The following is an 18,450-nucleotide window of genomic DNA, read 5'->3' as shown; positions in this document are numbered from 1 at the left end:
ACGGGCGGCTTACTGCTCGTTTCGGATCAGTTCGAGCAGGCCGCGCATGGCGTGCTCGGCAGCCTGGCGGCGGATCTGGGCGCGATCGCCCTTGAACCGCTGCGTCCCGGTCAGCGTGGTGACGCGGTTGCTCCAGCCAAAGCAGACCATGCCGACGGGCTTGTCGGCAGTGCCGCCGCCCGGGCCGGCCACGCCGGTAATCGCCAGCGACACCTGCGCGCGGCTGTTCAGCAGCGCGCCCTCGGCCATGGCGTGGGCCACTTCCTCGCTGACCGCGCCGTGATCGCGGATCAGCTTCGCCGGCACCCCCAGCATGGTGGACTTGGCTTCGTTGGAATACGTGACGAAGCCGCGCTCGAACCAGCCGGACGACCCGGCCACATCGGTGATCGCGGCCGCGACGAGGCCGCCGGTGCACGATTCCGCCGTGGCAAGCATCAGCGAATGTTCCGCAAGGACGGAACCGGCCTGGATGGCGAGCTGGTCAAGCAGGCGACTGACGGACATATCGGCGAATCCTTATTAGACGATGCGATGCCCGCTCAGAGCGAGCGCCAGAGCGCGAATACGAGCAGGGTGTAGAAGGCCGCGAAGATGTCGTCGAACATCACGCCAAACGCGCCGAGCAGGCCGGGGCCCTTGAGCGTGCGGTCGTAGTAGGCGATGGGCGCCGGTTTGGCGATGTCGAACAGGCGGAACCACAGGAACGCCGCGAACTGGCCCCAGAAGCCGGTGGGGGTGACGAACAGCAGCACCAGCCAGAACGCCACGATTTCGTCCCAGACCATGCTGCCATGGTCGTACACGCCCATGTCGCGCGCGGTGCGCATGCACGCCCAGATGCCGACGAGGAAACCGCCGGCGATGATCCAGAGCCACGTGGACGGTTCGATCCACATCGAAATCACGACGAACGACAGCCAGCCGTACAACGTGCCGACCGTGCCCGGGCTGACCGGCGACAGCCCCGAGCCGAAGCCGAGCGCGATGGCGCGCGCGGGATGGCCGAGCATGAAGCGGGCGGTGGGGCGCGTGACGCGCGCGGTTTGTCCCGCTTCCAGCGTGACGGGGGAAACAGGGTCGCGCGGCGCGGCCCCGGGAGGATAGGCGGACATCAGGAGTTGGCTCGTCTGTCTTGCTTTTGTAATGTGGCGCGCGGCGGTGGCTCCCGCCGTGCGCATGGCGGCATCATGACATGGGTCACGGGCGAAGTGTCAGGAAGCGAAGTGGTCGAACGCGGCGCCGCCGAAGGCGTAGGGGTTGCCGTCGCGGTCCACCAGGCGCAGGCCTGGCTCCGGAGTGATGTTGCCGGCACGCGTAAGCGGCAGGCCGAGTTGCCGGGAGATGCCGGCGATGGCTTCGCGCGCGCCGGCGGGCGCCGTGAAGCACAGCTCATAGTCATCGCCGCCGGCCAGCACGCATTCGCGCTGGCGCGCCAGCGGCTGGGCGCCGAGCACTTCGGAGCGCGGCAACGCGTCCACGTCGATGATCGCGCCCACTGCCGAGCGCGTGAGGATATGGCCGAGGTCGCCGATCAGCCCGTCCGAAATATCGAGCGCGGCATGGGCGATGCCACGCAGCGCCATGCCCAGCGCCACGCGCGGAGTGGGGGTGTCCATGCGCGGCCGGATGATTGTGAAATCCGGCTCGGGCAGCAGCCATTCACCGCGGCAGTCGCCCAGCGCAAGGCGGGCATCGCCGAGGGTGCCGGAGATCCAGATATCGTCGCCGGGGCGCGCGGCGTCGCGGCGCAGCGCCTGACGGCCGGGCACATCGCCGAACACGGTGATGGACAGCGTGAGCGGCCCCTTGGTCGTATCGCCGCCGATCAGTTCGCAGCCGTGGGCATCGGCCAGCACCAGCATGCCGGCGGCCAGTTCGGCCAGCCAGGCGGGGTCCGCCTCGGGCAAGGCCAGCGCGAGCGTGAAGGCGCGTGGTTCGGCGCCCATCGCGGCGAGATCGGAGAGATTGACCGCCAATGCCTTATGGCCGAGCGCACGCGGAGGCACATCGGGGAAGAAATGGCGACCGCTGACCAGCATGTCGGTGCTGATGGCCAGCTGATGGCCCGGACGGCCGTCGATCAGCGCGCAATCGTCGCCCACGCCCAACGCGGCCTTGTGCACTGGCCGGGTGAAGAACTGGCGAATCAGGTCGAATTCGGAAAGCGGGGCGCTGGCGGGGTCCGGCATGGGGGATGGGCGTTTGGCGAAAAAGCCGAGGAGATTACCGGTGGTCAAGCCCTTCGGCATGCGGCATATTGTACCGAAACGCAAAGCTGCCCCGCGCAAAACGCTTATTGTGAAATAATATTTCACAATATAAAATGCGCAGTTCAAAAAGCAGAGACAGCGGGTACGTGGAGCCGGCCCGCTCGGTTTTCCGCGAATTTCAGTGCGGCTCCACCGATCGGAAGATGCGCAGATGACCAGTCCTCAGCAGTCCCCGTCCCAAGACGATCTGAAACAACAGCAGCGTGAGGCGCTGCGCAAGGCCGCGCTCGAATATCACGAGTTTCCGACCCCGGGCAAGATTTCCGTCACCCCGACCAAGCCGCTCTCGAACCAGCGCGACCTGGCCCTGGCCTATTCGCCGGGCGTTGCCGCCGCTTGCGAGGAGATCGTTGCCGATCCGGCCAATTCCTTCCGCTACACCGCGCGTGGCAACCTCGTTGCCGTGATTACCAACGGCACGGCCGTGCTGGGCCTGGGCGACATCGGCGCCGCAGCCTCGAAGCCGGTCATGGAAGGCAAGGCCGGCCTGTTCAAGAAATTCGCCGGGATCGATGTGTTTGACATCGAAATCGACGAAAAAGACCCCCAGAAGCTGGTCGACATCATCGCCTCGCTCGAGCCGACCTTCGGCGGCATCAACCTCGAGGACATCAAGGCGCCGGAATGCTTCTACGTGGAGCGCACGCTGCGCGAGCGGATGAAGATTCCCGTCTTCCACGATGACCAGCACGGCACCGCCATCGTGGTGGGCGCGGCGGTCATCAATGGCCTGAAGGTGGTAGGCAAGGACATCTCCGAGGTCAAGCTGGTCGCCTCGGGCGCCGGCGCGGCCGCGCTGGCCTGCCTGGACCTGCTGGTGGACCTGGGCCTGCCCATCGAGAACATCTGGGTGACCGATCTGGTCGGCGTGGTCTATGAAGGCCGTACCGAGCTGATGGACCCGGAGAAGGCGCGTTTCTCGCAGAAGACCGACAAGCGCAAGCTGGCGGAGGTCATCGATGGCGCCGACATCTTCCTGGGCCTGTCCGCCGCCGGCGTGCTGAAGCAGGACATGGTCCAGCGCATGGCCGACAAGCCGCTGGTGCTGGCACTCGCCAATCCGAACCCGGAAATCATGCCGGAACTGGTCAAGGAAGTGCGTCCGGACGCCGTGATCGCCACGGGCCGTACCGACTATCCGAACCAGGTCAACAACGTCCTCTGCTTCCCGTTCATCTTCCGTGGCGCGCTCGATTGCGGCGCCACGACGATCACGCGTGAAATGGAAGTGGCCGCCGCCCACGCCGTGGCCGAACTGGCACGCCAGGAGCAGAGCGACATCGTGGCAACGGCCTACGGCATCCAGGACCTGTCCTTCGGTCCGGAATACCTGATCCCGAAGCCGTTCGATCCGCGCCTGATCGTCAAGATCGCCCCGGCCGTGGCCGAGGCCGCCGCCAAGTCCGGCGTGGCCGCGCGCCCGATCGAGGACATGGACGCCTACCGCCTCCAGCTCCAGCAGTTCGTCTACCACTCGGGCACGCTGATGAAGCCGATCTACGCGGCGGCGCGCAAGGTGGAGATGGAGAAGAAGCGCATCGTCTTCGCCGAGGGCGAGGAAGAGCGCGTGCTGCGCGCGGTGCAGGTCATCGTCGACGAAAAGCTGGCCAACCCGATCCTGATCGGCCGTCCGGCTGTGCTGACGCACCGCATCGAGCGTTTCGGCCTGCGCCTGCGCATGGGCGTGGACTTCACCGTGGTCAACCCCGAGCACGACGAGCGTTTCCGGGATTATTCGGAAAGCTATTACAAGATGATGGCGCGCGAGGGCATCACCCAGCAGTACGCCAAGCTGGAGATGCGCCGCCGTACGACGCTGATCGGCGCCATGCTGGTCAAGAAGGGCGAGGCCGATGGCATGATCTGCGGCACGGTCAGCACCACGGCCGCGCACCTGCGCTACATCGACCAGGTGCTGGGTGGCACGAACAAGGTCTACGCGGCCATGAACGGGCTGGTCCTGCCGGGCCGCCAGATCTTCCTGGTGGACACCCACGTCAACATCGACCCGACCGCCGACGAGCTGGCCGAGATCACGATGATGGCGGCTGAGGAGCTCAAGCGCTTCGGCATCGAGCCGAAGGTGGGCCTGCTGTCGCATTCGAACTTCGGTACGTCCGAGGCGCCTTCGGCCCGCAAGATGCGCGAGACGCTCGCCATCCTGCGCGAACGCGCGCCGGAGCTCGAGGTGGATGGCGAGATGCACGGCGACAGCGCGCTCGACCAGAAGCTGCGTGATTCGCTGGTGCCGGATGGCGCACTGGTGGGCGAGGCCAACCTGCTGGTGTGTCCGAACATCGACGCGGCCAACATCTCGTACAACCTGCTCAAGGTGGCGGCGGGCAACAATGTGGCCATCGGCCCGATCCTGCTGGGCGTGAAGGCGCCGGTGCACATCCTGACGCCGTCGGCCACGGTGCGACGTATCGTCAACATGACCTCGCTGGTCGTGGTGGACGCGGCGGCCAAGCGCTGAAGTCGGGTATTTGCCACGTGGTATGCGGAAAGCCGGGCTCGCCCGGCTTTTTTCATGCGCCCGTTCGGGGCGTCGCATGCAAGGTTAGTATGCGCACACATCCAAATAACATATTGAAACAATTGAGGATTTCCGGCGCGACGGCGCGCAGGGATTGATTATTGGTGGACATGCGCGTAACCTTACGCCTTTGAATGCAGGCGCTCGTCCCGGGCGCGCCGGTGCCCGCGAGCAGGTTTCGCGCGCCGGAATGACCGTCCAACCAATATTTCGATAACGTGGGATCCAGGATTTCCCCGAACCAGACGCAGCGGCAGTCACTTTGGCAGTCCCTGAGCCTGGCACGACGCCTGGGCCATGTGTTGGCGGGCGCGGTGCTGTCGGTGGCCATCGCCACCGGTGCGCAGGTTGCGGTGGCACGGCAGGCGACGCAGGATCTGGGCGCCAGCATCGACGGCATGGCGGGAACCATCGCCACGCAGCAGTTGCCCAACGATGCGCGCCAGACGTTGGAGCGCATCGAGTCCGGCGGGCCGTTCCCGTTCGACAAGGATGGTTCGCGGTTCGGCAATTACGAACGCATCCTGCCGCAGCAGCCGCGCGGGTATTACCGCGAATACACCGTCAAGAACAGCAACAGCAAAAGCCGGAATCGGGGAGCCAGGCGGATCGTTTGTGGTGGGGATCAGCGCGCCGCCAACGACTGCTATTACACGGAAGACCACTACAACAGTTTCAAACGGATAACCAAATGATGACTGACATTTTCGGATTGGGCGACGCCCTTGCCGCCCGCGAGGAGCGCGGCGCCGGAGATGGCTGGCAACGGGCCCACCATCAGGCCCAGAACCTTTATGACAACGTGCTCATGATGCCCCGCCAGGAGCTCACGCACAGACTTCCGCCCGCATGCGCGCCCGCCATGGTGACCTGGGCCGACGACGGCACCAGCGAGGGAGCCATGAACCTGTTCAAGACGGTGCGTCCGAACATCGTCCAGTCGATTCGCGCGTTCCGCGTGCCTGAGCTGGCCCACGCGGCCGCCGCGCTGAACCAGCATTTCCTGTACGCCAATTGCGCCCATTGCGCGAGCAAGGCGGAAATCCTCGAGACGATAGCCACGGAATTCACTTTCCCGAAGCATTTCGGCAAGAATTTCGATGCGCTGTCTGATTGCCTGACTGACATGATCTACAAGGCCGGCCCGCAGCCGGGCTTCGTGATCGTGCTGGAAGGGCTGCCGATTGCGCAGAAATTCGACAAGGAAGGGCGCGAGGTGCTGCTCGACGTCTTCCGCGACGCGGCCGAATTCTGGGCCGAGCGCAAGGTCCAGTTCCGGGTGTTCTACTCGTTCGCCTGAATCTGCCTGCTGAATAAGAAATGCCCGCTGTTGCAGCGGGCATTTTGTTTTGCGGGTCAGGCCGATGGCGGCAACTGGCCGTTCGGCGTGAGCCGGTCGATCAGTTCGGGCAGGCCTTCGCTGAGGCTGGCCGCCACGTCGTCGGGCGACATCCCTGTGGTTTCCGCCAGCGATTGCAGCGCGCCGCTGCCGCCCAGCGCGCCACTCAGGTCCGCCGGGCTGACCGGCTCGTTGGCGCCGGCGCCGATCCACGAATCCACCTGCTGACCAAGACCGGCCTGAGAGAGCATGTCGCGCAGCGCGCCGATGCCGCCCGTGGCGGCACCCATCGCCTGCGCGCTGCCGGTGGCTTCGCCCTGGCCGCCCAGCAGGCCGCCGAGCAACGAGCCGAGGTCCATGCCGCCGGGCGCCGGCGCGCTGCCGCCGCCGAGCATCCCCCCTAGCATTCCGCCCAGGCCCCCGAGTCCACCCAACCCGCCCAGCCCACCCAAGCCACCCGCCGCGCCCGGATCACCCGCTTCAGCCGGTGCCATGCTGCCATCGGCGCCCTGTGTCTTGTTGCGCATCGCCATCATGGCCAGCAGGCCGAGCGCGATCATCAGCTTCGGATTCATGCCGCCCCCGCCGGGTTGGCCATCCTCGCGCTGCCCGCCCAGTTGGCCGAGCACGCCGCCCAGCACGCTATCGAGTAGTCCCATCATCGACTCCTTTGGAGTTTGGAAGGTCAGAATCCGCCAAGTACGGCGTTCAGGGCCGCCAGGCAGGTAAGCCCGGCGGTTTCGGTACGAAGGATGCGCGGCCCCAGCGACACGCCCGTGAATCCGGCGCGGATCGCCGCCGCTTCTTCCTCGGGAGATAGCCCGCCCTCGGGGCCGATCAGCAGCGTTACACCCTGTTCGCGCCAGGCATCGCGGTGCGTGGCGGCCAATTCGGGCAGCGACGCCGCCGCGCGTGGCGAGAGCAGCAGCCGGGGTGCGGACCCGGCTTTCTGGGCCGATGGGGCCGATGGGGCCGATGCCGCCAGCCATGCTTCCAAGGTAGCCAGCGGCGCCACGTCCGGCAAGCGGTTCCGTCCGCATTGCTCGCACGCGGCCTGCACAAGGGCCTGCCAGTGCGCCTGGCGGCGCGCGGCGCGGTCGCCGGACAGCCGCACGACCGAGCGCGCGGCCTGCAACGGCTGGATCTCGGTCACGCCGAGTTCGACGGCTTTCTCGATCAGCCAGTCCATCTTGTCGCCGCCGGCCAACCCCTGCGCCAGCGTCACGCGGTAGGGCAGTTCGGCTTCGGCCGGATCGTGCCCGGCCACCTGCGCGGTGGCGTGCCGCTTGCCGAGGTCCGCCAGCGTGGCCGCGTGGCTGCCGCCGCGGCCGTCGAACAGCGTGATGGCGTCGCCCGGGGCGAGGCGCAGCACCTGGATGTGACGCACCACGGCGTCGGGCAAGTCGAGCACGGCATCGGCAGTCAATGCCGAGTCAATGAAAAAGCGAGGGGGCATCAGTCAGTCAGGAGTTGGCGGGCGCCTTGGCCGGGTCGAGGCGGGTGGCGAAGCCCCAGCGGTAGCCATCCGGGTCTTCGACCATGCAGTAGCGGTCGCCCCAGAACTGGTCGGCGGGCGGCATGACGCTGATGGCGCCGGCGGCGATGGCCTGGGCGTAGATGGCGTCCACGTCGCCGCAGTAGACGTAGAAGGTCTGCGGGGCCTCCACGCCGAGCGAGCGCGGCGTGCGCGCCGTGCTGCCCCAGGCGCCTTCCGGCGCGAACATGACCACGAGTTCGCCCTGGTAGTGCATCTCCGCGTGGGTGGGCACGCCGTTTTCGTCGAGCACATGGCCGGCGGTGAAGCCGAAGGCGCGGCTGTAGAAGTCGAGCGCGGCGCGACCACTGGCCACCGTGAGGTACGGGGTCAGCCAGGGCGTGTTGGACGGTCTGGGCATGATGGTCTCCGGATGGGCAGGCGTTTCCGGTGCATGTTACTTGGAGCCGCCGGCGCTGTCGAAGATCGCCTGCAGATGGCGCGGGTGCGTGAACAGCGCCGGATGAAGATCGGCGTGATAGCAGCGCAGCGCGGAAGTCAGCTGCCACTGGCGCAGGCGCGTGGCGATCTGGCTCGCGGGGCAGGCGGCGATGTCCAGCGCGTCGCTGGCCAGCGCAATCCCCCACAGCGCGCCGTAGGCCGGGATGAACGTGGCGAGCGGTGCCACATGGGCGAACAGTTCGCGCAGGCGCGCCAGCAGCAGCCGGGTCGTGTCGGGCCGGTGCAGCGGCGGGCCGAGGTGGATCGACATCGCCCCGCCCGGCGCCAGGCAGCGACGTGCGGCCTGCAGGCCGTGGAGGGAGAAGAGGGCAGTGGCAGGGCTGCCATCGTCGGCTTCGGTCAGGTCGAAGACGATCAGGTCGAAGCGCCGGCCGGCACGGCCGAAGGCTTCCATCAGCCCGAGCGCGTCGCCGATGGCGATGTGCAGGCGCGGGTCGTCGGGTTTGCCGGGCGCGCTCAAGGCGCCCTGGTGGATGCCCGGCAGCCATTCGCGCGCCAGGCGGACGACCTCGGCGTCCAGTTCGGCCACCACCACCTCACGGATCGTGGGAATGCGCAGCAGTTCGAAGGCCGAGCCGCCGTCGCCGCCGCCCACCACCAGCGCGCTGCGCGGGCTGCCGTGCGCCGCCGCCATCGGGTGGACCATCAGTTCGTGCTGGATCCAGGCGTCCGCTTCGGTGCTCATCACGCGGCCATCGAGCCGGAAGATGCGGCCAAATTGGGCGCTTTCGCCAATTTCGATCTGTTGATATGCCGAACATGACGCTGCGATCACATGGACATCGCCCAATGTGGTGCCCACGCAGGGTGCCAGCCATTCGGTCCAGCTTTGACGACCCCTTCGGGCCGTGCCCAGGCGTCCGGAAATACCCTCTGCTTCTGCTAAAATTGCGGTTTTCCCGCGCTCAGGTTCTCGCCGCATGTCTGCCCTCGCCCATCCCGCCACCAGCCCTTTCGCCTCGCAGCCCGCCAAATTGATGGCTGACGCCATCCGCGTGCTTGCCATGGACGCCGTCCAGCAAGCCAATTCCGGTCACCCCGGTGCACCGATGGGCATGGCGGATATCGCCGTGGCGCTCTGGGGCCGGCACCTGAAGCATAACCCCACGAACCCGCACTGGCCCGACCGCGACCGCTTCGTGCTGTCCAACGGCCACGGTTCGATGCTGATCTACGCGCTGCTGCACCTGACCGGCTACGACCTGCCGATCGAGGAACTGCGCAACTTCCGCCAGCTGCACAGCAAGACCGCCGGCCACCCCGAGTACGGCATCACGCCGGGCGTGGAAACCACCACCGGCCCGCTGGGCCAGGGCATCACCAACGCGGTGGGCATGGCGCTGGCCGAGCGCCTGCTGGGCGAGGAATTCAACCGCCCCGGCTACGACATCGTCAACCATCACACCTATGTGTTCCTGGGCGATGGCTGCCTGATGGAAGGCATCAGCCACGAAGCCTGCTCGCTGGCCGGCACGCTCAAGCTGAACAAGCTGATCGCGCTGTGGGATGACAACGGCATCTCGATCGACGGCGACGTGGTGCACTGGTTCGCCGACGACACCCCGAAGCGTTTCGAAGCCTACGGCTGGAACGTGATCCGCGGCGTGGACGGCCATGACGTGGTGGCTGTGGACAACGCCATCGCGCAGGCCAAGGCCAGCGACAAGCCGACCCTGATCTGCTGCCGCACGATCATCGGCAAGGGCGCCCCGAACAAGCAAGGCGGCCACGATGTGCACGGCGCCCCGCTGGGCGGCGCCGAAGTGCTGGCCACGCGCGAGGCGCTGGGCTGGACCCACGCCCCGTTCGAACTCCCGCAGGACGCCTACACCGCCTGGGACGCCAAGACCAACGGCAACGCGCTGGAGCGCGCCTGGAACGCGCTGTTCGCGTCGTACGCCGAAGTGCATCCGTATGAAGCCGGCGAATTCACGCGCCGCATGCGCGGCGAGCTGCCGGGCGCGTTCGACGCCGCCGTGGACGCCTTCATCGCCAAGTGCGAGGAAAAGGCCGAAACGATCGCCACGCGCAAGGCCAGCCAGAACACCATCGAGGCCTTCGGCCCGGTGTTGCCCGAGTTCCTGGGCGGCTCGGCCGACCTGACCGGCTCGAACCTGACCAACTGGTCGGGCAGCCAGGCCGTGCGCGTGGACGCCTGGGGCAACCACATCAACTACGGTGTGCGTGAATTCGGCATGAGCGCCATCATGAACGGCATCACGCTGCATGGCGGCTACATCCCCTACGGCGCCACCTTCCTGACCTTCTCGGACTACAGCCGCAACGCGCTGCGCATGGCCGCGCTGATGAAAATCCGCTCGCTGTTCGTGTTCACGCACGACTCCATCGGCCTGGGCGAAGACGGCCCGACGCACCAGTCGATCGAGCACGTGGCCAGCCTGCGCCTGATTCCGAACATGGATGTCTGGCGCACCGCCGACACCACCGAGACCGCCGTGGCCTGGGCCGAGGCGATCCGCCGCGAGAACGGCCCGAGCTGCCTGATCTTCAGCCGCCAGAACCTGCCGTTCCAGCGCCGCGATGACGCCACGCGCGCCAATATTGCGCGCGGCGGCTACGTGCTGCGCGATGGCACCAACCCGCGCACCAGGCGTCCGGACGCAGTGATCCTCGCCACGGGCTCCGAAGTGGGCCTGGCGGTGGGCGCCGCCGAGCAGCTGGCTGCCGATGGCGTGCATGTGCGCGTGGTCTCGGTGCCCGCGACGACCGTGTTCGACAAGCAGGACGCTGCCTACAAGGCCAGCGTGCTGCCGGCCGGCGTGCCGCGCGTGGCGGTGGAGGCCGGCGTCAGCGATTTCTGGTGGAAGTACCAGGTCCAGGCCGTGGTCGGCATCGACACTTTCGGCGAATCCGCCCCGGCCGGCGTGCTGTTCAAGCACTTCGGCTTCACGGTGGAAAACGTCGCCGATACCGTGCGCGCCACGCTTGCCCAGTAATTCCCGCCCGCGCGGCAGCCGGTGCGACGCGCCGGTTGCGGCGCCGGCCCCGCTTTCATCGATCGCACTCTAGGAGATAGACATGACCATCAAGATCGGCATCAACGGCTTCGGCCGCATCGGGCGCATGGTGTTCCGTGCCGCCGTGGCCAACTTCAAGGACGTTGAAGTGGTCGCCATCAACGACCTGCTCGAGCCCGACTACCTGGCCTACATGCTCAAGTACGACTCGGTGCATGGCCGCTTTGACGGCGAAGTGGCCGTGGACGGCAACACGCTGGTCGTGAACGGCAAGAAGATCCGCCTGACCGCCGTGAAGGACCCGGCCGAGCTGAAGTGGGGCGAGGTGGGCGCGGACGTGGTCATCGAATCGACCGGCATCTTCCTGACCAAGGAAGGCGCGCAGAAGCACATCGACGCGGGCGCGAAGAAGGTGATCATGTCGGCCCCGTCCAAGGATGACACCCCGATGTTCGTGTATGGCGTGAACCACGCCTCGTACAAGGGCGAGGCGATCATCTCGAACGCCAGTTGCACGACCAACTGCCTGGCCCCGGTGGCCAAGGTGCTGAACGACAAGTGGGGCATCAAGCGCGGCCTGATGACCACGGTGCACGCCGCCACGGCGACGCAGAAGACCGTCGACGGCCCGTCGAACAAGGACTGGCGCGGTGGCCGCGGCATCCTGGAAAACATCATCCCGTCGTCGACCGGCGCCGCCAAGGCCGTGGGCGTGGTGATTCCGCAGCTGAACAAGAAGCTGACCGGCATGTCGTTCCGCGTGCCGACCTCGGATGTGTCCGTGGTCGACCTGACCGTCGAACTCGAAAAGTCGGCAACTTACGATGAAATCTGTGCCGAAATGAAGGCCCAGAGCCAGGGCGCGCTGAAGGGCGTGCTGGGCTACACCGAAGACAAGGTCGTGGCGACGGACTTCCGTGGCGACGCGCGCACCTCGATCTTCGACGCCGAAGCCGGCATTGCGCTGGATGGCACCTTCATCAAGGTCGTGAGCTGGTACGACAACGAGTGGGGCTATTCGAACAAGTGCCTGGAAATGGCACGTGTGGTGGCCAAGTAATCGTCGCAGGCTGGACGTATTACGATAAAACGCGCCTTCGGGCGCGTTTTTTATGGCTGCGAGGCGAGTGGCGGCAGCGGCCGGGCGTCGACCCCGTCGCCATCGACAATGAAATGGCCGCCGGCCACATGGTGAATGGTGCGCAGCGCATCGTGGCCGGCAAAGTGCCAGCGGCCCTCGCTGAACACACGGCTATCGGCATGGGCGGCCACCACTTCGCCGAGGAACAGGTCATAGCCGGCCTGGATGGCCGGTTCCGGCAGCAGCCGGCATTCCAGCCACGCGGCACAGCCCTCGAGCAACGGCGCGCCAACGACATCGCCCTGGAAGGTCTGCAGCCCGTAGGCTGCGAACTTGTCGATGCCCTGCTGCTCGGAAATGGCCAGGCCGGAGCTTGAGCCGAGCGCCTGCGTCACGTCCACCTGGCTCACCGTGGGCACGTGCAGCGCAAACTCACCGCTGGCTTCCAGCAGTTGCCGCGTCCACGTGGCCTTGTCGAGCACTACGGCCACCTTCGGCGGCGCGAAGTCCAGCGGCATGGCCCAGGCCGCCGCCATGATGTTGCGCTGGCCGCCGTGCGCGGCGCTCACCAGTACAGTCGGGCCGTGGTTGAGGAGCCGGTAGGCTTTGGCGAGTTCGACGGGAAGGCGATGGGACGTCATGGGGCGAAATCGGACGATTCTGAGTGAAAGATGCGGGCGTCCGTTCACTATACGCCGTCCGCGCAAAGGCTTCCGGGGCGTCTTTTGACATTATCTGTCGCTATCCCGTCAAATCCCGCGCAATCCGAGCCCTCGTAGTGCGAGAAATGATGAATTTGCTTTTCCCGGTAGTTTTTTTCTCTTACACTCGGAAGAATCCGTTGAACTCTGATGTGCAGCCAGTGAAAGTGGTGGGGCCATCTAAGCGTGCGCATAACAACCGGGCCTGATCATGGTGAACGTGGATACCAAGCTGCTGGTGATTTTCACCGAGCTGCTGAGCAAGCGAAATGCCACTTACGTGGCGGAAAAGATGCATATGACCGCACCTGCGGTCTCGCATTCGCTGGGTCGTCTGCGCGAGATCTTCGACGATCCTCTTTTCATCCGCGTGCCGCACGGCCTCACGCCAACGCCGCGCGCGCTGGAGCTGGGCCCCAAGATCCGCGACATGCTGGATCTCTGGTCGTCCATCAATGAGGGCGAAGTCGACGACTTCGACCCGGCCATCGCCACCGGCACGCTGAATATCGGCTTTGCCGCCGAACTGGGCGACACGGTTTTCAATCGCTTTATCCTCCGCATCAAGCAGATGGCGCCGGAGTTGCATATCCGGCTGGTCGAATCCCATTCATGGGAATCGGACGTCGCTTCGATGCGTGCCAACGAGCTGGACCTCGCATTTTCGCCATTCCCGACCCGGCATCCGGAGATCGTCGAGGAGATGGTGACGTCGCTGAACCTCTGGGTTTGCGCGCGCAAGGACCATCCGCTGCTCAAGAACGATTTGACGCTCGAGCAATACCTCGATTGCAGCCATATCTTCATGGCGCACTCGGGCGGCGCCGGCCGTCCGGCTCCGTCGCTGATTCCGCTCGACTACGCCCTGCAGCAGCGCGGCCTCAAGCGCAATGCCACGCTGACGGTACATTCCTGGCGCGCCCAGGCCGAACTGGCAGCCCAGACTGACATGATCTTCACGGTCAACGCGCTGACCAAGGACATGGCCTGCGAGACCTACGGCCTCAATGCCTTCCCGCTGCCGGCCGAACTCAACACGATGCTGGGCCTGAACATGTTCTGGCACCGCAGCCGCAACACCCACCCGATGCTGGTGTGGGCGCGCGGCCTGTTCCGGCAAGTGGTGGCCGAGTTCGTCGGCCTCCCGGCCGTCACCCCGCGCGGCCTGCGCGTGGTGGAAGAGCAGGATCAGGATATTCCGCAGCCGTAATCGAACGCTGCAGCAAGCAGTTGAAACGACTCGGGCGCACAGGGCGCCCGAGTCGTTTTTCATTGTCCCATCGCAAAGCACGGTCAATTTCGGACACGTCTCATATCCGGCCAGGTGAAGCGCTGCTAGCGTCGCCATTCGCAACCAACGCAGGGAGCAAAGAATGGCGCAGGACATTTTCTTGAACCTCAGCGGCATCGCGGGCGAGTCCATCGACGCGGTGCACTCCGGTGACATCGAAGTCCTCGAATGGGCATGGTCGGTCAGGCAGCCGGCAAACCTGCACGCTGGTAGCGGAGGCGGCGCCGGCAAGTGCACCGTCGAGGATCTGACGTTTGACCACTATACCGATCGGGCCTCGCCCAATCTCATCCAGTATTGCCTCACCGGCAAACACATCGCCAGCGCCACCCTCGTCATGAGAAAGGCGGGCGGATCACCACTCGAATATCTGAAGATGACGATGGAGGACGTGCTGGTCACGCAAGTGACTCCCGTCTACTACGACACCATGCGCGTGCCGAGGGAGCGCGTGGCGCTGTCGTTTTCGCGATTCCGGCAGGAGTATGTCGTGCAGAACGCGAGTGGCGGCAGTGCGGGCACGGTAGCGGTGGGGTATGACGTCAAGGCCAATGCGGTGATTTGAGGAGAAATCATGTTGCTTGTATCGAAGGCCGGTATCGTTGATGCTGAGCGGATCAAGGTGAAGATCTTTCCTGGATTGGAGCGAACCCCAATGCTCAAAGTCAACGGGATAGTGGTTCATCAAACGAACTCCTCCACATCGGGCAGTACATTCGCGCATTATCAGAGCGCGGGAGCGCATGGGGCGCATTTCCTGATCGACAAGGATGGGACGATATACCAGACGGCTTCCGTGTATAAGCGCACCAACCATGTTGGTTGGCTTAAATCGCGCTGCCTGGAAACCAGGAAGTGTGCGCCCGCCGAATTTCGGGATGCGCAGAAAATCAAGGGGATCAAGAAGCTTTCCGCACATGAGTACAAGAAAGAGCCACTGGTGCGATATCCCGGCAACAACGATTCAATCGGGATTGAAATAGTCGGCCGGGAAATCGGTAAAGTCGAAGGGTATGAAACAGTCAATGAAGCACAGAATGGATCGTTACGCTGGCTAGTCAGGGAGCTGGTCGAAACCTTAGGGGTGTCGATGCGCGAAGTTCACAGACACCCCGAAATATCCTACAAAAAACCGTCGGAAGCGAGGTCGGCGAAATGGCAGGACTGAGAAACGCCGCGCTAGCACTATGTATTTTGAGTGCGCCAGCAATGCATTCTTACGCTAGAGATGTTAAGAAGGTTGTCGTGGAGAGCGTGGCCCTGAGCGATATAAAGGGGGTTGCCGAGGAGGCGTGCAAAGTATTTAAGCCAACCGCTTCTCAGATCCGGACGTATTTCTCAAGAGCTTACCCAGTTGACGGATTCTGGTCGACCAATAAATTCTATTCTCCCTGCCATGCCAAAGGCTCTGTGGAGTTTTCCGACGGAAATGCGGGGCAGTGGATCCTGACGTCCAGTGGCATCGCCGAGTTGACATGGAACCTAAACGGGCGGGTGGTGCTTTACCGCGCCAGAAATGGATGGAGCGATCCGTTTCGAGGCATGTACGAAGGGCCAGAAGACTAACGCGGTTTCGGAGGGAGGCGAGGGGTCAACGAGAGCGTGGCAATCCGCAACCAAGGCAGGGAGCAATGCATGGCGCAGGACATTTTCTTGAACCTCAGCGGCATCGCGGTGAACGTCTCCATGGGCGGGTGTACCGGCACCCGGAGCTTTCTAGAAAAACTGACTCGGAAGCGAGTACGGCAAAATGGTAAAGACTTGGCGCTCTGCGCTCGCGTCCTTGTTGCTGGTTCTGGGCTCGCCGACGGTAGATGCGCGTGAGGTAAAAGCCGTCGCGATAGAAGCCGTCGGTTTGAGTCGATTGGAAGAGATGGCCGAGCCGTGCCGGAAATTCCGGCCCTCGGCAGCGCAAATCAAACGCTTTTTCTCACGAGCCTATCCCGTCGACGCTATTTATTATTCCAAGAAAATCTGGTCTCCCTGCTGGGCGGAGGGAACTGTTGAATTCTCGGATGGAAATCGTGGTAAATGGCGCCTGAATTCCGGTGGCGTGGCATACCTTCAATGGAGTCATTCCGGTGACGTGATCCTTTACCACAAGACGAACGGCTGGGCCGACCCATTCAGGGACGGGTACGATGATTCGATTTAACCAAAAGAACTGGCGCTGGCATGGGCGCAGCGAGGGCGACTAATATGCCATCGGAAGCGAGGTCGGCGAAATGGAAAGATTGACAGGCGCGGCAGTGGTCCTATGCATCTTGTGTGCGTAATCAGGGCACGCTCACACCCGGGGTGTAAAGACCGTTGTCGTGGAAAGCGTGGGTCTGAGCGATATAGAAGGGACCGCAAAGGAGGCTTGCAAAGCGTTCAAGCCAACTACGTTGCAGATTAGAGAATACTTCACATACGCCTATCCTGTTGATGGCTTTTGGTCGACCAACAAGTTCTATTCTCCGTGTCATGCGAAAGGCGTAGTGGAGTTTTTCGACGGGAATGCGGGGCAATGGATTCTGACGTCCAGCGGTGTCGCAGAATTGACGTGGAACTTAAATGGGCAAGTCGTCCTTTACCGCGCCAAAAATGGATGGCGCGATCCATTTCGAGGCATGTACGAGGGATCTACCGGCATCCAGTAGTCGCGCGAAAAATGGAATCGGAAGCGGAGTCTGCAAAATGGTAAGACCTGCGGCGTCCATCGTCGTGTGTCTCGCAGCGTGTCTTATGGCACTACCCGTACACGCCAGATCGGTGAAAAAAATCGTCATCGACGCTACAGGTCTTAGTGAAATCAATAACACGAGCCATGTGTGCGAGAGCTTCAGGCCAACCATGGCGCAATTGCGCAGGTATTTTTCCCGCGCGTACCCTGTCGACCATTATTGGCGACCGAAAAAATTCTATTCGCCCTGTTATGCAACAGGCACTGTGGAGTTCTCTGGTGGTAATAGCGCCGCTTGGTCTGTAAGCTCCAGCGGGCTGGCGGAGGTTGTGTGGAGTATAAAAGGACGCACGATCGTCTTCTACCCGAGCAACGGATGGCACGACCCATTTGCCGGTATGTACGATGATGAAGGCGTGTGAGCGATGAAAAAAACCGGCACCTCGGCGCCGGTTTTCGTTGCCTGCTCGCTGGGCCGTGGCCCGCGGCGGCTTATCGTTTGGGTCTGTGGGGACAGTCGTTCTTGGTGCAGTTGCCGTACAGCGACAATGCGTGTTCCTGCAGTGCGAAGCCGCGCTCGCGCGCAATGCTTTGCTGGCGTTGCTCGATGTCGGAGTCGAAGAATTCCTCGACTCGGCCGCAATCGAGGCACACCAGGTGATCGTGGTGCTTGCCTTCGTTGAGTTCGAAAATCGCCTTGCCCGATTCGAAGTTGTTGCGCGACAGCAGACCGGCCTGCTCGAATTGGGTCAGGACGCGATATACCGTGGCGAGACCGATATCCATGTGCTCGTTGAGCAGGATGCGGTACACGTCTTCGGCGCTCAGGTGGCGCTGTTCACTGGTCTGGAAGATCTCGAGGATCTTGAGGCGGGGGACGGTCGCCTTCAGGCCGATGTTTTTGAGGTCCGCCGGACTCGGCATAGGCGTGACTCCCTAGAGTACAATGTCTGGATAGTTGAATCATAAGGGTTTTGGCGACAAAAGTCGCCCCGGTGCCACGGCCTGTACCGGACCCGGCACTATCCTTTCCCGTCTGAAAGCGAGATCCATGCGTTCATTCCGTACGACCGCCATGCGCCTGCCGCTGGTGTCTTCCCTGCTGGCGGCCGCCGTGCTGGCCGGCGCCTGCTCGGCCTATGACAGCACGTCGCGCAAGGTGGCCGACGCCATCACGCCGTATCGTATCAATATCGTACAGGGCAATTTCGTCTCGCGCGAGGCAGCGTCGCAATTGCGCGAAGGCATGACGCGCGATCAGGTCCGCTTCCTGCTCGGTACGCCGCTGCTGACCGATGTTTTCCACGCCAATCGCTGGGACTACGTGTTCTCGTTCCGCCGCGGCAGCACGCCGGTCGTGCAGCAGCGCCGTTACACCGTGTTCTTCGATGGCGACAAGCTGGTGAAGTTTGGCGGCGACGAATTGCCGTCCGAATATGAACTGATCGCCGAAATTGACGGGATGAAGGCTGCGCAGCGCAACCAGACGCCGGGCAAGATTGTGACGAGTTCGAGCAGCGCGCCGGCTGACGCCCCGGCCACGCCGGCACCGGCCGCACCGGCAGGCGCTGCCGATGGCGCCGCGCCCGT

The 18,450-nt window shown here is 64.0% G+C and carries 20 protein-coding genes; 11 read left to right on the top strand and 9 right to left on the bottom strand.

What is annotated here, in order from left to right; translation table 11 throughout:
* Nucleotides 1–9: 9 nt before the first annotated feature.
* The 3 genes from KHO18_RS17860 to thiL all read right to left on the bottom strand — a co-directional run bounded on the left by KHO18_RS17860 (nt 10) and on the right by thiL (nt 2,192).
* On the bottom strand, nt 10–507 hold the full coding sequence (locus KHO18_RS17860) for a CinA family protein (RefSeq protein ID WP_144201388.1): 498 nt from the start codon (nt 505–507) through the stop codon (nt 10–12).
* Nucleotides 508–542: 35 nt separating this feature from the next.
* Nucleotides 543–1,115 carry a phosphatidylglycerophosphatase A family protein gene (locus KHO18_RS17855; protein WP_211943645.1) on the bottom strand — a complete coding sequence of 191 codons (573 nt, stop codon included), beginning with the start codon at nt 1,113–1,115 and terminating at the stop codon, nt 543–545.
* 99 nt (nt 1,116–1,214) lie between these two features.
* On the bottom strand, nt 1,215–2,192 hold the full coding sequence (gene thiL, locus KHO18_RS17850) for a thiamine-phosphate kinase (RefSeq protein ID WP_144201392.1): 978 nt from the start codon (nt 2,190–2,192) through the stop codon (nt 1,215–1,217).
* 232 nt (nt 2,193–2,424) lie between these two features.
* On the opposite strand from thiL, the gene KHO18_RS17845 reads away from it, so the two are divergent.
* From KHO18_RS17845 to KHO18_RS17835, 3 genes are all read left to right on the top strand, one after another.
* Nucleotides 2,425–4,749, top strand: a complete 2,325-nt coding sequence (locus tag KHO18_RS17845; RefSeq protein ID WP_144201394.1) for an NADP-dependent malic enzyme — start codon at nt 2,425–2,427, stop codon at nt 4,747–4,749.
* A 359-nt stretch (nt 4,750–5,108) separates the two neighbouring features.
* Complete coding sequence (locus tag KHO18_RS17840; protein ID WP_144201472.1) at nt 5,109–5,504, top strand: guanyl-specific ribonuclease; 396 nt, start codon at nt 5,109–5,111, stop codon at nt 5,502–5,504.
* A complete protein-coding gene (locus tag KHO18_RS17835; protein ID WP_144201396.1) occupies nt 5,501–6,109 on the top strand; it encodes a barstar family protein in 609 nt (202 codons plus the stop codon). Before KHO18_RS17840 ends, KHO18_RS17835 begins: the two co-directional genes overlap by 4 nt.
* Nucleotides 6,110–6,165: 56 nt before the next feature.
* On the opposite strand, the gene KHO18_RS17830 is transcribed toward KHO18_RS17835, so the two are convergent.
* Genes KHO18_RS17830 through KHO18_RS17815 form a run of 4 tightly spaced genes read right to left on the bottom strand, consistent with a single transcriptional unit; the run spans nt 6,166 to nt 8,946 of the window.
* Nucleotides 6,166–6,807 carry a YidB family protein gene (locus KHO18_RS17830; RefSeq protein WP_144201474.1) on the bottom strand — a complete coding sequence of 214 codons (642 nt, stop codon included), beginning with the start codon at nt 6,805–6,807 and terminating at the stop codon, nt 6,166–6,168.
* Between the two features lie 26 nt (nt 6,808–6,833).
* Nucleotides 6,834–7,604, bottom strand: a complete 771-nt coding sequence (locus tag KHO18_RS17825; RefSeq protein ID WP_144201398.1) for a 16S rRNA (uracil(1498)-N(3))-methyltransferase — start codon at nt 7,602–7,604, stop codon at nt 6,834–6,836.
* A 7-nt stretch (nt 7,605–7,611) separates the two neighbouring features.
* Nucleotides 7,612–8,043, bottom strand: a complete 432-nt coding sequence (locus tag KHO18_RS17820) for a VOC family protein (RefSeq protein WP_144201400.1) — start codon at nt 8,041–8,043, stop codon at nt 7,612–7,614.
* Between the two features lie 36 nt (nt 8,044–8,079).
* Nucleotides 8,080–8,946: a spermine/spermidine synthase domain-containing protein gene (locus tag KHO18_RS17815; protein WP_244844890.1), complete on the bottom strand. Its 867-nt coding sequence runs from the start codon at nt 8,944–8,946 to the stop codon at nt 8,080–8,082.
* Between the two features lie 118 nt (nt 8,947–9,064).
* On the opposite strand from KHO18_RS17815, the gene tkt reads away from it, so the two are divergent.
* The gene (gene tkt / locus KHO18_RS17810; RefSeq protein ID WP_186296949.1) at nt 9,065–11,101 is read left to right on the top strand and encodes a transketolase; all 2,037 of its coding nucleotides are present in this window, start codon (nt 9,065–9,067) and stop codon (nt 11,099–11,101) included.
* Nucleotides 11,102–11,183: 82 nt separating this feature from the next.
* A complete protein-coding gene (gene gap / locus KHO18_RS17805; protein WP_092298755.1) occupies nt 11,184–12,182 on the top strand; it encodes a type I glyceraldehyde-3-phosphate dehydrogenase in 999 nt (332 codons plus the stop codon).
* A 50-nt stretch (nt 12,183–12,232) separates the two neighbouring features.
* Here the strand turns inward: gap and KHO18_RS17800 are convergent, their stop codons facing one another.
* Complete coding sequence (locus tag KHO18_RS17800) at nt 12,233–12,844, bottom strand: flavin reductase family protein (RefSeq protein ID WP_144201402.1); 612 nt, start codon at nt 12,842–12,844, stop codon at nt 12,233–12,235.
* Nucleotides 12,845–13,115: 271 nt separating this feature from the next.
* On the opposite strand from KHO18_RS17800, the gene KHO18_RS17795 reads away from it, so the two are divergent.
* From KHO18_RS17795 to KHO18_RS17775, 5 genes are all read left to right on the top strand, one after another.
* Nucleotides 13,116–14,114 (top strand): LysR family transcriptional regulator, encoded by a 999-nt coding sequence (locus KHO18_RS17795; protein ID WP_211943644.1) that lies wholly within the window; start codon nt 13,116–13,118, stop codon nt 14,112–14,114.
* A gap of 163 nt (nt 14,115–14,277) precedes the next feature.
* A complete protein-coding gene (locus tag KHO18_RS17790; RefSeq protein ID WP_144201406.1) occupies nt 14,278–14,760 on the top strand; it encodes an Hcp family type VI secretion system effector in 483 nt (160 codons plus the stop codon).
* 9 nt (nt 14,761–14,769) lie between these two features.
* Nucleotides 14,770–15,363, top strand: a complete 594-nt coding sequence (locus KHO18_RS17785; RefSeq protein ID WP_144201408.1) for a peptidoglycan recognition protein family protein — start codon at nt 14,770–14,772, stop codon at nt 15,361–15,363.
* A gap of 582 nt (nt 15,364–15,945) precedes the next feature.
* Nucleotides 15,946–16,350, top strand: coding sequence for a hypothetical protein (locus KHO18_RS17780; protein WP_211943643.1), 405 nt, complete (start codon nt 15,946–15,948; stop codon nt 16,348–16,350).
* 599 nt (nt 16,351–16,949) lie between these two features.
* The gene (locus KHO18_RS17775) at nt 16,950–17,282 is read left to right on the top strand and encodes a hypothetical protein (protein ID WP_211943642.1); all 333 of its coding nucleotides are present in this window, start codon (nt 16,950–16,952) and stop codon (nt 17,280–17,282) included.
* A gap of 70 nt (nt 17,283–17,352) precedes the next feature.
* On the opposite strand, the gene fur is transcribed toward KHO18_RS17775, so the two are convergent.
* Complete coding sequence (fur, locus tag KHO18_RS17770) at nt 17,353–17,784, bottom strand: ferric iron uptake transcriptional regulator (RefSeq protein WP_092298769.1); 432 nt, start codon at nt 17,782–17,784, stop codon at nt 17,353–17,355.
* A gap of 127 nt (nt 17,785–17,911) precedes the next feature.
* Between fur and KHO18_RS17765 the strand changes: the two genes are divergently transcribed.
* Nucleotides 17,912–18,450 (top strand): outer membrane protein assembly factor BamE (locus KHO18_RS17765; RefSeq protein ID WP_211943641.1); only part of this gene is annotated, 539 nt, incomplete at its 3' end.

Origin of the sequence: Cupriavidus campinensis (assembly GCF_905397395.1) — a bacterium.
Classification (GTDB): domain Bacteria; phylum Pseudomonadota; class Gammaproteobacteria; order Burkholderiales; family Burkholderiaceae; genus Cupriavidus; species Cupriavidus campinensis.
Note: the sequence above shows the minus strand (reverse complement) of the source record. Positions and strands in the feature narration are given on the sequence as shown.

Coding starts and splice junctions, on each gene's coding strand:
- KHO18_RS17860 (WP_144201388.1), bottom strand. CDS start 507: ATGTCCGTCAGTCGCCTGCTTGACCAGCTCGCCATCCAGGCCGGTTCC.
- KHO18_RS17855 (WP_211943645.1), bottom strand. CDS start 1,115: ATGTCCGCCTATCCTCCCGGGGCCGCGCCGCGCGACCCTGTTTCCCCC.
- thiL (WP_144201392.1), bottom strand. CDS start 2,192: ATGCCGGACCCCGCCAGCGCCCCGCTTTCCGAATTCGACCTGATTCGC.
- KHO18_RS17845 (WP_144201394.1), top strand. CDS start 2,425: ATGACCAGTCCTCAGCAGTCCCCGTCCCAAGACGATCTGAAACAACAG.
- KHO18_RS17835 (WP_144201396.1), top strand. CDS start 5,501: ATGATGACTGACATTTTCGGATTGGGCGACGCCCTTGCCGCCCGCGAG.
- KHO18_RS17830 (WP_144201474.1), bottom strand. CDS start 6,807: ATGGGACTACTCGATAGCGTGCTGGGCGGCGTGCTCGGCCAACTGGGC.
- KHO18_RS17825 (WP_144201398.1), bottom strand. CDS start 7,604: ATGCCCCCTCGCTTTTTCATTGACTCGGCATTGACTGCCGATGCCGTG.
- KHO18_RS17820 (WP_144201400.1), bottom strand. CDS start 8,043: ATGCCCAGACCGTCCAACACGCCCTGGCTGACCCCGTACCTCACGGTG.
- tkt (WP_186296949.1), top strand. CDS start 9,065: ATGTCTGCCCTCGCCCATCCCGCCACCAGCCCTTTCGCCTCGCAGCCC.
- gap (WP_092298755.1), top strand. CDS start 11,184: ATGACCATCAAGATCGGCATCAACGGCTTCGGCCGCATCGGGCGCATG.
- KHO18_RS17800 (WP_144201402.1), bottom strand. CDS start 12,844: ATGACGTCCCATCGCCTTCCCGTCGAACTCGCCAAAGCCTACCGGCTC.
- KHO18_RS17795 (WP_211943644.1), top strand. CDS start 13,116: ATGGTGAACGTGGATACCAAGCTGCTGGTGATTTTCACCGAGCTGCTG.
- KHO18_RS17790 (WP_144201406.1), top strand. CDS start 14,278: ATGGCGCAGGACATTTTCTTGAACCTCAGCGGCATCGCGGGCGAGTCC.
- KHO18_RS17785 (WP_144201408.1), top strand. CDS start 14,770: ATGTTGCTTGTATCGAAGGCCGGTATCGTTGATGCTGAGCGGATCAAG.
- KHO18_RS17780 (WP_211943643.1), top strand. CDS start 15,946: ATGGTAAAGACTTGGCGCTCTGCGCTCGCGTCCTTGTTGCTGGTTCTG.
- fur (WP_092298769.1), bottom strand. CDS start 17,784: ATGCCGAGTCCGGCGGACCTCAAAAACATCGGCCTGAAGGCGACCGTC.